This window comes from Saccharomonospora cyanea NA-134 (genome assembly GCF_000244975.1).
GTDB lineage: Bacteria > Actinomycetota > Actinomycetes > Mycobacteriales > Pseudonocardiaceae > Saccharomonospora > Saccharomonospora cyanea.
Map to the genome: position 1 here is coordinate 1,809,304 of NZ_CM001440.1, position 12,691 is coordinate 1,821,994.

11 protein-coding genes are annotated in these 12,691 nt (G+C 70.6%); 2 read left to right on the plus strand and 9 right to left on the minus strand.

Annotated elements, in window-relative coordinates:
• Positions 1–27: 27 nt before the first annotated feature.
• From SACCYDRAFT_RS08640 to SACCYDRAFT_RS08665, 6 genes are all read right to left on the minus strand, one after another.
• Positions 28–2,637, minus strand: a complete 2,610-nt coding sequence (locus SACCYDRAFT_RS08640; protein WP_332306971.1) for a P-loop NTPase fold protein — start codon at positions 2,635–2,637, stop codon at positions 28–30.
• A gap of 94 nt (positions 2,638–2,731) precedes the next feature.
• Positions 2,732–3,967 (minus strand): SGNH/GDSL hydrolase family protein, encoded by a 1,236-nt coding sequence (locus tag SACCYDRAFT_RS08645; RefSeq protein ID WP_005455446.1) that lies wholly within the window; start codon positions 3,965–3,967, stop codon positions 2,732–2,734.
• Between the two features lie 165 nt (positions 3,968–4,132).
• Positions 4,133–4,984, minus strand: a complete 852-nt coding sequence (locus tag SACCYDRAFT_RS08650; RefSeq protein ID WP_005455448.1) for a GntR family transcriptional regulator — start codon at positions 4,982–4,984, stop codon at positions 4,133–4,135.
• A 9-nt stretch (positions 4,985–4,993) separates the two neighbouring features.
• On the minus strand, positions 4,994–6,037 hold the full coding sequence (gene pdxA / locus SACCYDRAFT_RS08655; protein ID WP_005455450.1) for a 4-hydroxythreonine-4-phosphate dehydrogenase PdxA: 1,044 nt from the start codon (positions 6,035–6,037) through the stop codon (positions 4,994–4,996).
• A 3-nt stretch (positions 6,038–6,040) separates the two neighbouring features.
• Positions 6,041–7,222, minus strand: coding sequence for a four-carbon acid sugar kinase family protein (locus SACCYDRAFT_RS08660; protein WP_005455452.1), 1,182 nt, complete (start codon positions 7,220–7,222; stop codon positions 6,041–6,043).
• The gene (locus SACCYDRAFT_RS08665) at positions 7,219–8,217 is read right to left on the minus strand and encodes a 2-keto-3-deoxygluconate permease (protein ID WP_005455453.1); all 999 of its coding nucleotides are present in this window, start codon (positions 8,215–8,217) and stop codon (positions 7,219–7,221) included. The genes SACCYDRAFT_RS08660 and SACCYDRAFT_RS08665 overlap by 4 nt, the downstream gene beginning before the upstream one ends.
• 285 nt (positions 8,218–8,502) lie before the next feature.
• Here SACCYDRAFT_RS08665 and SACCYDRAFT_RS08670 point away from each other — a divergent pair, with 285 nt between their 5' ends.
• Positions 8,503–8,982, plus strand: coding sequence for a DUF6292 family protein (locus SACCYDRAFT_RS08670; protein WP_005455454.1), 480 nt, complete (start codon positions 8,503–8,505; stop codon positions 8,980–8,982).
• Between the two features lie 333 nt (positions 8,983–9,315).
• On the opposite strand, the gene SACCYDRAFT_RS08675 is transcribed toward SACCYDRAFT_RS08670, so the two are convergent.
• Positions 9,316–9,783 carry a MarR family winged helix-turn-helix transcriptional regulator gene (locus tag SACCYDRAFT_RS08675; RefSeq protein ID WP_005455455.1) on the minus strand — a complete coding sequence of 156 codons (468 nt, stop codon included), beginning with the start codon at positions 9,781–9,783 and terminating at the stop codon, positions 9,316–9,318.
• Between the two features lie 86 nt (positions 9,784–9,869).
• Between SACCYDRAFT_RS08675 and SACCYDRAFT_RS08680 the strand changes: the two genes are divergently transcribed.
• Positions 9,870–10,949 carry an epoxide hydrolase family protein gene (locus SACCYDRAFT_RS08680; RefSeq protein WP_005455456.1) on the plus strand — a complete coding sequence of 360 codons (1,080 nt, stop codon included), beginning with the start codon at positions 9,870–9,872 and terminating at the stop codon, positions 10,947–10,949.
• A gap of 16 nt (positions 10,950–10,965) precedes the next feature.
• On the opposite strand, the gene SACCYDRAFT_RS25755 is transcribed toward SACCYDRAFT_RS08680, so the two are convergent.
• Together SACCYDRAFT_RS25755 and SACCYDRAFT_RS08685 are read right to left on the minus strand one after the other, a co-directional pair.
• Positions 10,966–11,082, minus strand: a complete 117-nt coding sequence (locus SACCYDRAFT_RS25755) for a methionine/alanine import family NSS transporter small subunit (protein ID WP_005455457.1) — start codon at positions 11,080–11,082, stop codon at positions 10,966–10,968.
• Positions 11,082–12,593, minus strand: a complete 1,512-nt coding sequence (locus SACCYDRAFT_RS08685; protein ID WP_005455458.1) for a sodium-dependent transporter — start codon at positions 12,591–12,593, stop codon at positions 11,082–11,084. Before SACCYDRAFT_RS08685 ends, SACCYDRAFT_RS25755 begins: the two co-directional genes overlap by 1 nt.
• Positions 12,594–12,691 lie beyond the last annotated feature (98 nt).

A 12,691-nucleotide genomic window follows, 5' to 3' on the forward strand; every position in this document is an offset into this window, starting at 1 on the left:
CCCCATGTTCCCGGCCCGGCGCACCGGTCACGATGTCACCAGATCGTGCGTTTCGAAACCGAATCGCGCGATTGTGCCGACCCAGCGCCGATATGTGTGAAGATCATCGAACATTTCCCCGCGCCATTCAAGGGGAACGGCCGAGTCGAGATCGTCGGTAGTCAGGATCGCGATGAACGCCTCACGTGCTGCCGCTGGGTCGGACACGAGCAGTCCCAGCAGGTCGAGCACGGCGCGGTGAGGAAAGGAGTCGAACTCCTCGTCGCGAATACCCACGCGGATCAGCCGGTAGAGATTCACCAGTTTTTTCACCGAACGGGGAGTGGGCAATCGGGGAGCGATGCGGTGGATGTGGTCGCGTTCCTCATTCCGCAGCTGAAGCCGTCGCGTGCGCAGTTCCCGAACTTCGGAGGGGTCCGTGCGCGGTGAGGGCGAGGGTGGCGCGGCGCTCTGTTCCGCGCCGGGAACACCGGGAGTGTCGGGGACCGGGTCCGGAACGGGGGTGGCCTGCCGCGGCGGCTCCTCGGCCGCTTCGTCCGCTTCCGTGGGAATCAGCGCGTCGATCAGCGTGGCGGTGCGGTTTCCCATGGGTCGCAGGGCGTAGACGATCTGGAAGACCTTGTCGAGGTACTCGGGAGGCAGTCCGGCCTCGTGGAGGCACTTGTGCAGCCACCGAGGGTCCACCGCGACGACCACGACGAACAGCGGCAGCGCGAGCAACAGGTGCACCGCGGCGAGGACGTCGACGACCTTCTTCGGCTCGCAGCGGTCCAGGTCGTCGATGTAGAGCACGATGCGTTCCAACGGCGGAGGTCCCTGCGACCCCGCGAGCTGCCACTCGGCCTGCGCGGCCCGCATGTCCCGGTCCAGAGCCCGCAGATCGTCGTGTACGCGGCCCAGCAGGCCGCGGTACGGCTCGTAGCGCCCCTGGCGGACCTCGGCCACAAGCCGCCCGAGCCGATGTGCCGCGTCGAGCTGGTTCAGCCGCTCCCGCACGTTGCGGATCTCGGTGTCGAGCTCCTCCCGTCGGGCGGCGACGGTCCCGCGCACACCCGACGCCAGCGGGGCGAGGGAGAGCCGCACCGTGTCGAGCGCGCTCAGTACCGACGCGAGTCCGGTGATGGCGGCGACGGCCGCACCCGCGACCGTGATCAGCGTGTCCCGCAGCAGGAACCAGCCCACCAGCACGGCCCCGACGCCGAGCAGGCCGATGATTCCGGAGACGACCGCGGCACGGCGGCGCCTGCGCCGGATCTCGGGGTCCACCCCGGACGCCAGCAGCCGTACCGCCCGGGTCAGCGGGGAGCGGTCGGCGTTGTCCCGCACGCTTTCCAGGCCTCGGAGCCGGGTGCGCAACTCGTCGCGTGCGACGTCCACGTCGTCGATGTCGTCGGCGAGATCGGTGAACAACTGTTCCACCAATCCGACCCAGAGTTCGTCGTCGTGGTAGTGCCAGGCGTTGAACCGGACCTGCCTGACCGTGGCGGCGAAGGCGCTGCGGCCGGGATTGTTGCGTGACAGGTCGGCCAGCGTGTCGACGCGGTCGTGCAACTGCCGCAGGAAGCTGGACTTGCCCGATCCCCACGGACCCAGCAGTGCCACGCACAGCGGCGGTTCGGTCGCCCGGTCGGTGATCATGGCCGCGAGTGTGCGGACGTCCTCACGGAAACCGAGCAGGTCCCGTGCGCTGGCCTCGTCGCTCGCCGGCGTGGGCCGGGGAGGCGGTGGCGCGGGCTCGGTGAACCCGGTTCCGGCCACCTGGACGCCCACGAGGTGGTCCCATACCCGGATGGTCTGGTCGTGGCCGACGCTCACGACGTGGTCGGCGTCCGGCACCGTGGACAGGGCGAGCACCGGGCCGAGGTGCCCGTTCAACACGACGGGGTCGTGCGGTCGGGTGCGGTCCCAGGCGAGCAACGTGCCGTCGTCGGCGGCGGCGAAGACATGAGTGTCGCCGCCGAACTCCACAGCGGACACGGCCGCCGTGTGCCCGGGGAACCGCACCAGCTCCGTTCCGGTGTTCGCGCCCAGCAACGTCACCTTGCCGTCCGCCGCGCCGGTCAGCAGTTCGCCGTCGCGCAACGCCACCGCCGTGACGGTGCCGGTGCCCACCTGGCGTGTCCGGTCCGCGAGGAGGTCCACCAGGAACACGCCCGCGTGCTCCACGCCCACCGCCGCTTGGGTGGCCTGCGGGGTGACGGCGACCGCGCGCACCCACGCCGAGGTGGAGAGCAGCCGCCGGGTGGACTCGTTCTCCACGGTGTGCAGCACCACGTCGCCGTTGGCCAGTCCCGCGACGACCGCGCCCTGCGCGGTGGCGGCGGCACCCGCCGTGGCGGTGAGGGCCCAGCGGGTTTCCATCCGGCTTCGGCGGCGGGGCCTGCCCGAAGCCGAGGACCATGTGCTCACGTGGCCGCCCTCGTCGCAGGTCACCATCGTGTCACCGTGGAGGGCCAGCGCGCGCACCGGTTTCGTGTGGCCGGTGAGCTCGCGGTGCAGCCTGCCCGACAGCAGGTCCCACTCCCGCACCGCCCGGTCCTCACCACCGGTGAGGACACGTGTCCCGTCCGGCGAGACGGCGACGGCGTGGATCCCACCCTCGTGACCCGCGAAGTGCTCCATGGTGATCCAGTTCACCAGATCCGGGTGACAGAGGGGACCGCATGACGCCGGTTCTCGCACCGTGTCCGACGCACCGGCTCATGCGGTCCCTCTGGATGGAACCCGGGTCTCAGCAGATGGTGCGCAGATCGATGGCGGCGGCCATCGCGGCGAATCCCGCGTCGTTCGGGTGCAGGTGGTCCCCGACGTCATAGGCGGGCAGGAACCGCGTCGGGTGCTCGGGGTCCCGCACGGCGGCGTCGAAATCGACGACGGCGTCGAACTCACCCGAGGTCCTGATCCACTCGTTGACCGCCTGCCGGTCGGCCTCACCGGCCTCGGTGTAGTAGCCGGCGCCTTCGAACGGGGTCAGCGTGGCCCCGACCACCGTGAGGCCCGCGTCGTGGGCCCTGGCGATGAACTGCCGGTAGACGGCGATGAGCTGCTCCGGCTCCAGCGAACCCCGGCTGTTGCCGATGTCGTTGATGCCCTCCAGCAGCACCACGGAGCGCACGCCGGGCCTGCTCAGCACGTCCCGGTCGAAACGGGACAGAGCCGAGTCCCCGGCCGTTCCGGCGTCGGTCAGCAGCCGGTTGCCGCTGATCCCGCTGTTGAGCACGCCGCACTCCCTCGGATCCGGACGTCGCAGCAGCCGGTCGGCGACCTGGTCGGGATAGCGCAGGTTCGCGTCTACTGTGGACACCACGCCGTCGGTGATGGAGTCGCCGAAGAACACGACGGATCCCTTGGCGCGTGCCGTGACGTCGACACCGCTGAGGAAGTAACGCGACCTGTCCAGCCTCGTGAACGCCGAACCGGTGTCGGTGGTCGCGTCGCCCTGGGCGGTGAACGACGTCGAGTAGCCCGCGGAGTGGAAGGTCGCGGGTCCGGTGGGACCGGGCAGATACATGCTGACGACCAGGTCGGAGTCGTCCCGCACGGTGATGTCGACCGGGTCCGAGACCCAGTCCGCGCCCGCCGGGATGGTCACCGAGGTCTCGCCGCCGAAGGTGACGGGGGTGAGCAGATCGGCGTCGACGTCCGGGGTGCCCGCAGCGTCGTCCGACCTCGGTGCCACGGTGACCGAGCCGACGGTGAGCGGATCCTCGCCGTAGGCGTTGCTGAGGCGCACGCGCACGGAGTCACCGCCCACGGAGAGGTGGGCGACCTGGCGCAGCGTGGTGTCGGTGAACCCGTCGGCGGAGGGACCGCTGCCTCCCGGCCCCGTCATGGCGGCGTGCCAGGTGCCGATCCAGTCGGCGCGGTGCCCGGCGGGCTCGGCCTGGGCGGAGAGGGGGGTGATCAGTGCCAGTGAGGTGAAAGCGCTTACCAAACAAGCCGCGATGCGTGATCGCGTTCGTGACATGGAAAGATCCTTTCGTGTCCGGCTGGTTCGCACTGATATGCCGGGCTTTCCATGCCAGCAGGCCGGTGATCACTGTCACAAGTGATCGACGATCAACGGCCGGTGAGCGGGTCGAGTGGTGCCTCTCCCGCGACGAACGGCCGATCACCGAGGTTCGGACGCGGGTCAGCCGAGGAGCGTGCGCAACTCCTCGACGAGTTCCCGAGCGCGGGCCAGATCCCGCTCGGCAGGCGGGGAACTCCCACTCGGGACGGTGCTCCCCTCTTTCGGGAGGGTGTCGAGAGTCAACGTCTCCGCCGTCTCGGAGACGTCGATGTCGAACACGACACGGTCGGCGCGGTGCCACGCGGAGAACCATTCGAGCGGCCGCCCGTGCTGGTCCGCCGTCTCTCCTTCGAGGAGCAGCAACGGTGTGCCCGGGTCGACGTCCAGCGCGGTGGCGAGCCTCTCGTCCGCCGCGACGGCGCGCACCTGCCGCTGTCCGCTCACCGGACGCAGGCCGTACCGGTGGGTGAGCAGCCGGTGCAGCGACGCGTCGACGAGGTCGTCGGCGCGCAGGCCGGGGACCCGGGCGGTGGGCAGCCACGTCCGGACGTAGGAGAGCGGTTCGTCGTCGAGCAGCCGCACCCGCTCCAGCTTCAGGCACGCCGTCGTCCCGAGCGACGCCCTCGCGGGCGCGGGTGGCGTGGCCTCGGCCAGTTCCAGCACGGTGGTCCTGACGTCGTGGCCACGGCGGGAGAGTTGTTCGAACAGGCCGGTCGCCCGCTGCACCAGTCTGCGGTACTCGGTGGGCGCGGCCACCACCGTGGGCCTGCCCTGCCGCCGGATCACCAGGCCGTCGGCGGCGAGCCCGGCGACGGCCTGGCGGACGACACTGCGTCCCACCCCGAAGCGCGAGCAGAGTTCCGCTTCGCTGGGCAGGGTCGACCCGGGTGGCAGGTCGTGTCCCAGGATCTCCTGGCGCAACGACTCCGCGACCTGCTGGTGCAGCGGTCGGCCGTCCGTCCGGTCGAGCATGGCGGCAGTCTACGAGACCTCGCCCGCGCGAGCGGTCTCCCACACCTCGTGCCAGGCGGGGGCCAGTTCGGCGGCCCTGCGGGTGGCCAGCACCAGGCTCGCCTCCCTGGCGACGCCCTTGCCCGCGATGTCGAACGCGGTGCCGTGGTCCACCGACACGCGCACGACGGGCAAACCGACGGTGATGTTGACGCCGTCGTCGCCGTAGACCGCCTTGAACGGCGCGTGGCCCTGGTCGTGGTAGCACACGACCACGAACTTCCACCTGCCCTTCACCGCGGCCGGGATCAGCGCGTCCGCGGGCAGGGGACCCACGGCATTGATGCCCGCGGCCTTCGCTCGCTCCACGGCGGGCGCGAGGACGTCGGCGTCCTCGTCGCCGAACAGCCGGTTCTCGCCCGCGTGCGGGTTCAGGCCCGCCAGTCCGATGGGCTCGTCGGGACGGCCGAGAGCCCGCGCGAACGAGCCGACGAGTCGCAGCACGCTGTCGGTGCGTTCCGGGGTGACTCCCGCGATCGCGTCGCGCAGCGAGACGTGGGTGGTGAGGTGGAAGAAGAACAGCTCCCCGGCCGACAGCACGAGGCTGAAGTTCCTCACGCCGAACTCGTGGGCCAGCAGCTCGGTGTGGCCGGGCCAGTTGTGGCCGCCCGCGTGCATGGCCGCCTTGTTGAGCGGCGCGGTGACGATGCCGTCGACCTGCCCGTCCCGGGCGAGCGCGCAGGCGGTCATCACGAACCGGGCGGCGGCGTCGCCCGCGCGCGGGTTCAGCTCCCCGTAGGGCACGTCGTCCAGCGACGGCCCGTCCTGGATCACCTCGACGAGCGCCGGATCGCCCGTGGCCTCGGCGGGCGAGCCGACCACGCGCACCGCGCCGGGGTCCTTGCCGAGCAACTCCGCCGCCCTGCGGAGCGCGGCGGCGTCCCCGATCACCACGGGCTTGCAGACACCGCGCAGCTCGTCGTGGTCGAGCAGGGTGCGGACGGTGATCTCCGGTCCGATCCCGGCGACATCGCCCAGGGTGAGGGCGAGCGTGGGCACCTGCTGGTCGTTCACCGGTTACTCCTTGTCGTTTCGGGTCTTCCTGACCGCGTCCGCGGCCTTGGTCAACACGTCTGGTCCGCCGAACCCGCCGGCCTTCGTGGCCACGGGCAGGCCCGCGTTCGGGCCGCCGACCACGGTGCCGAGCGGCACGCCCGGAGCCACCTGACCGGTCACGTGGATGCCGCCGGCACCCAGCGCGGAGAGGACGGCGCGCGCACCGTCACCGCCGGTGGCCACGAGTCCCGCGATGTCGCACTCGCGGAGGAGCTCCGCCGCGAGTGCGGCGAGCCGGGCGGACACCAGGTCCGGCGACAGGCTGCCGTCCCCGCGTTCCGGGGCGCGCAGCAGCAGCACCGGCGGGCGCCGGGCCGCCTCGGCGACGGCGGCGCCGGTGAAGTCGGCCCAGGCCTCGTCGTCGAGCAGCTGCCGTCGTGTCGGTGCGAGCACGGGCACGCCGGAGGCGCTCAACCGCGCTGCCTGTTCACCCGTCGCCGCGTGCAGCGTGGTGACGACGACCAGGGCGGTACCCGTGGGACGGTGCCAGTGCCGTGCCAGGGGAGCGGCCAGTCCGGCCGATCCCACGGCGACGGCACGGTCGCCGAGTTCGGTCGTCAGCGCGGCGATGCGGTCGAGGTCGGCGTCGTCGGCGGCGTCGACCACCACGACCCGTCCCGCGGCGCGCGCCTGCCGCGCCCACTCGGTGGGGCCGCCGTCCGGGTCCAGCGACAGCAGGGGAGCGTCGAGCAGCGTCGGCACGTGGCTGCACGTCACGGGTGTCACGGGGTCGCGGCCCACCGGCGTGTCCGCCACGGGCGTGCCGTTCACGAGCAGGGTGCCGTCGACCAGCGTGCGGCCCACGGCGGGAAACGCCGGGCACACCACGGCGATCACCTCACCGCCGAGCGCGTCGAGCACCGCGTCGATCTCCGCGCGCAGCGGTCCGCGCAGGGTCGAGTCGATCTTCTTGTAGAGCCGGGGGACGCCGGAGCGGACGAGATCGGTCGTGACCGCCCGGACGCGGCCCGCCGCCTCGGCGGGAGCGAGTGCCCGCGAGTCGGTGGTGACGGCCACGACCTCCGCGGAGCTCTCCCCGGGGTTCAGCATCAGCTCGGCGGTCCAGCCGGCCTCGGTGAACTGCAGTGCGGTGTCCCCCGCACCCGTCAGGTCGTCGGCGATCACCGCCACCCGCGGCGTCATGACGGCTGCTCCTGTGGTGTGGCGGGCGTGCCCAGCGCACCGGCGCGTTTGAGGGCGAACGAGGCCAGCAGGGGAGCGACGATCGCGGTCACCAGCACCGAGGACGCCACCTGCGCGGTGGCCGTGCCGACGTACTCCTGGAACGACGGGTCGGCCGCCGCGACGATGGCCGGGGTGGCGATGGCGTTGCCCGCCGTCGTGCCCGCGGCGAAGCCGAGGCCGGACTGCTTGCCCCGCCGCAGCAGGAACCGGTAGCCGAGGTAGACGAGGAAGCCGGTGAACGGCGCGACCACGAGGCCCACGAGGATGCCGGTGACGCCACCGGTGACCACGTCACCGAGGTCGATGCCGGTGCCCAGCGCGAACGCGAAGAACGGGATGACGATGTTGGGCACCGGGTCCAGCACCCGCCGCCACTGCGCGTCGATGTTGCCGACGAGCACGCCCAGCAGGAACGGGACGATGGCCGCCACGAGGTCGGTCAGCGGGATGTCGCCGAGCCCGGACGCCCCGAGGAAGAGCATGGTGAGGAAGGGGCCGTCGTTCACCGCGCTCGCGATGTAGGCGCCCCGGTCGCGCTCGTCGCCGTACTGGCCCGCGAACGCCAGCCACAGTCCGCCGTTGCTGTTGTCCACGCAGGCGAGCAGGCCGAGCAGCGAGATGCCGAGGACGCCGTCGAGCCCGACGGCGAGGCCGAGCAGCACCACGAGTCCCGCCGGGACGAGGCTCTTCAGCAGCAGCACGGTGCCCGCGTGGGCGAGGACGGGGCCGCTGGTGCGTGCCGTGACCTGGGTACCGGTGGCGAAGATGAGCAGCGCGATGAGCGGGGTCGCGCTGTCCTTGAACAGCCCGGTGGTGAAGCTGCCGATGTCCAGCACTCCCGGTGCGAACGTCGCGACGAGCGTGCCCAGGACCAGTGGGATCAGCATGAGCCCACCGGGAATGCGTTGCATCGTGGCGAACAGCGGGACTCGGGAGGTCTCCGTACTGCTCATGCCGGCCTCCTTGTCGGCAGTGCGGCATCGTTGTCCGCACTTGTACGTATAGCTTGTGCGTACAAGATGGCACAGGTGTCGACCGCCGACGCGCGCGGCCCTCCGAAACCGGCCTCCACGGTATGGCCGGGCCTGTGGCGAAAGCCGGGAAGTGAGCTCCGAGACGCCGCGCCGCCGGGACGACCCGGACGCACCGGCGCCACGTTTGGGTGAATATGGGGCCGGGTATTTCCCGTTCGGCCCGGTGAGCCGCCGGGCGAAACCGTGTGACTGGTCGGAGCGTCCATGGAATGGGAACTGGGATCCGCGGATCCTGTCGTGAGGGGTTTGCGGAACTACGTTCGCAACGTCGTGGAAACCCTGGGGCTGAACGGCGACTCCTCGTTCGTGCAGTCGGAGCCGTTGACCCTGTACCTCGCGGTGGACGGGCACCTGCCCGACTACCCGAACCGGGACGTCGCCCTCCTGTGGGACGAGCAGCACGGCTGGGCCGGAGCGCTCGAAACCGGGTGCGGCGAGGACCTCATCGTCGTGAGCTACCTGGGTGACGACCCCCTGCCCAAGCCGGAGATCGTGGCGGCCTACACCGTCGCGCTCCTGCGCGGCGAATCGCCGGGGCAGCCGGTGCCGCCGGAGTTCCCCGTCGCGGAGGTACGGCGGGGGTTGCGCTGGATGGCGCGGACCCCCGACCTCGCGGGATCGGTGGGCGGAAGGCGCGGCGGCGCGGGCGAACCCGTGGTCGGCGTCCCGGCCAAGGCCAGCTGAATCCTGGCAGTCGAACCGATGGATTCATCCGGGAACCGATGCGCGGTGCCGCGCGGTCCCGGTCGCGGGAAGAAGCTCCCCCCGCGGCGCTCGCTGTCGTCGAACATCCGTCGCCGTCCGGCGGGACCGTGGTGAACGCCCCAGGAGACCGCCACGTGGACCGTCCGAGTGTGGGCGGAGACAGCCCGGCCCGCACCAGCGGTTCCAACTCGTGATGTGTGGCCGAGTCCCGTGTCCCACGCACTCCCGTGACGCCGTGGACGAGCTGGAGCGCGGAGGTCGCGGTGCCGACGGACGTGTTCCGGTCAGGCGTACCGGACGGCCGTCAGGCGATCATGTCGCCGCGGGGTCCGGGCGGTTCGTGTGGTGGTCGAGCAGGATGCGGAGCAGCTCGGTGAGCTGGGTGCGCTGCTCAGTCGACAGGGACGCGAGAACCCGGTCCTGGATGTGCTGCACCGCCGTGTCGAGGCGGCGCAGCCTTCGTCGGCCCTCCGCGGTGAGCGAGACGACGTTGCGCCGCCGGTCGGAGGGATCGGGTTCGCGGCGGACGTAGCCGTCCTCGGCGAGCTCGTTGATGGTGGCGACGAGGTCGCTGGCGTGGATTCCGCTGCGGCGGCCGAGAGTGTTCTGACTGGCGGGTCCGTCCTCCGCCAGCGTCGTCAGCAGCCGGTAGTGATAGCCGCGGGCGCCGACCTCCGCCAGCCCTTCACCCACCAGGCGGTGGGCGTGCAGCGCCGACTGGGTGAGCAGCCAGCTGGGCAACTCGGTCATACGGGACCGGGCGGAGTGAGGCGACGCCATGGCGTGAGTCTAACGGTCCGGGCAGGACGGTTGACGACCAATCGTTTGTGCGACTAACGTTAGTGGCGCTAACGGATGGAGGGCTCGTGATCGAACCGTTCCGTATCCACATCGCCGACCAGGTGCTCGACGATCTCCGCACGAGGCTGGCCGCGACCCGATGGCCGGACGAACTGCCCGGAGCCGGGGACCACTACGGCATTCCCCTGGCCCGGGTGCGGGAGCTGGCCGAACACTGGCGCACCACCTACGACTGGAGGGCACACGAACGAGAGCTCAACGCGGTTCCGCAGTACGTCACCGAGATCGACGGCCAACGGGTGCACCTGGTCCACGTGCGCTCGCCGGAGCCGGACGCGCTGCCGCTGCTGCTGACCCACGGTTGGCCCGGCTCGGTGGTGGAGTTCCTCGACGTCCTACCGCTGCTGGCACGCCGCTTCCACCTCGTCGTCCCGTCGATCCCCGGTTTCGGGTTCTCCGGCCCGACGATCGAACGCGGGTGGGACACGACCCGCGTCGCGAAGGCGTGGGCGGAGTTGATGCGCAGGCTCGGCTATCGCCGTTACGGGGTGCAGGGTGGTGACTGGGGTGCGGCCATTTCCCGGCTGGTGGCACAGGTGGCGCCGGAGGCGGTGGTCGGAGTGCATCTCAACTACCTCCCGACGCCGGCCTCCGAGGAGGAGTCGCGCGAGCTGTCCCCTGCCGATCGGGCAAGGGTCGAGCACACCAACGCCTTCGTCGCGAACCGGCCCGCTTACCAGCTCGTGCAGACGCAGATGCCGCAGACTCTCGCCTATGCGCTGACCGACTCACCGGTGGGGCAGCTCGCCTGGATCGCCTCGCGGTTCGACGAGTGGACCGACCCGCGTTCGACTGTCCCGGACGAGAGGTTGCTCACCGACGTCATGCTCTACTGGGCGACCGGCACGGCGGCGTCGTCAGCGCGGCTGTACCGGGAGTCGACTCGGGTCACGGGGTCCTTCGCCGCTCCGGTGGGAGTCGCCGTGTTCGCCCACGACCTGAACCTGCCCGCCCGCCCGATCGCGCAGCGACACCTCAACGTCGTGCACTGGGCCGAGTACGACGAAGGCGGGCACTTCGCGGCGATGGAAGTGCCCGCCCTGTTCGCCGACAACGTCACGACCTTCTTCGAGGCCGTGCGTTGACCGGTTCCAGGCCGTACTAGGCCTCGTCCTCCGGCTGTTCCGGATGCTTGCGCAGGCGCAGGATCGCCAGCACCAGGCCACCCCACACGAGTCCGATGGAGACGATGAGCATCACGATGGCACTCGCCGACATCAGCGTTGCACCTCCTCTTCAGTGACCTGCTGTCCCCGCTTCCACGGCACCAGCGACAGGACGACACCGAGCACCAGCGCGCCCAGTGCCACGCACCAACCCGCGCCGAGCAGGAAGGAATCCGGGTAGCCCTCGTAGTTCTCGGCCAGTTCGGTTCGCAGGCTGTCCCACAACATCACTCCGAGCACCACCGGCGTGACCACACCGAGGGTGACCCGCCACAGCAGGCCGAGCTTGATGGCCGAGGTCTCGTTGGCGTGGTCTCCCAGCGGCTTGAGCTGGCGCAGCAGCCACGCCACGACGATCACCGACACGAGGGCGGCGACGACGATGCCGTACTGGTTGATGAAACGGTCGACGACGTCGAGCAGGTAGACACCGCCCGTGGTGGGGAACAGGATGATGGAGACCAGGGCCGTGGCGCCACCGACGATGAGCACGGCCGGGATCCGGCGCAGACCCGTGCGGTCGGCCACGGAACCCACGAGCACCTGCACGATGCTGATGAGCGACGTCAGCCCGGCGATGGCGAGCGAGCCGAAGAACAGGACGCCGAACAGCTCACCCGCGGGCATGTTGGAGATGATCTGCGGGAAGGCGACGAAGGCGAGGCCGATCCCGCTGGTGGCCAGCTCGCCCACCGGGACGCCGGCGTTCGCCGCCATGAAGCCGATCGTCGCGAACACGCCGATCCCGGCGAGCAGCTCGAACGAGCTGTTGGCGAGCCCGGCGACCATCGCCGACCCGCTGAGGTCGGAGCGCCGCCGCAGGTACGACGAGTACGTGATCATGATGCCGAACCCGATGGACAGCGAGAAGAAGATCTGGCCGTACGCGGCGACCCACACGCTGCCGTCGGTGATGGACGACCAGTCGGGGGTGAAGAACGCGTTGAGACCCTCCGTGGCGCCCGGCAACGTCACGGCCCTGATCACGAGGGCGAGGAACATCACCAGCAGCAGTGGGATGAAGATCTTGTTCGCACGCTCGATGCCGCGGCGCACGCCCGCGGCGAGCACGCCGAGGGTGATGAGCCAGACGACGATGAGCGGCACGAGGATGCCACCGACGTACGACAGGTCCATGGTCGGTGCGTCGGAAGCCTGGAGGAAGTCGGAGAACAGGAAGGTCTCCGGGTCGTCACCCCAGGCCTTGTTGACCGAGAAACCGGTGTACACGAACGACCACGCGATGATGACGGCGTAGTAGGCGGCGATGACGAAACAGATGGCGACCTGCCACCAGCCGATGGCCTGGGCGGGTCGGGACAGGCGGAGGAACGCCGTCGGCGGGGTGCTCCGGTACTTGTGGCCGAGGGAGTACTCCATGATGAGGAGCGGGATGCCCGCCGTCAGGAGCGCGGCGAGGTAGGGGACGAGGAACGCCCCGCCGCCGTTTTCGTAGGCGATATAGGGAAAGCGCCAGATGTTGCCGAGGCCGACGGCGGAGCCGATGGCGGCCAGGAGAAACCCGGCCCGGGTTCCCCACTGCTCACGGTGCTCTGCGTGCATGGCGTCGAGTCCGAATCGTTTGTCGTGTCGATGATGGGTGTCCTTCGACCTACCAGGTCCGCGGCGCGCCGAAACGTCGGTGGCCGGGCGGCGGGCCG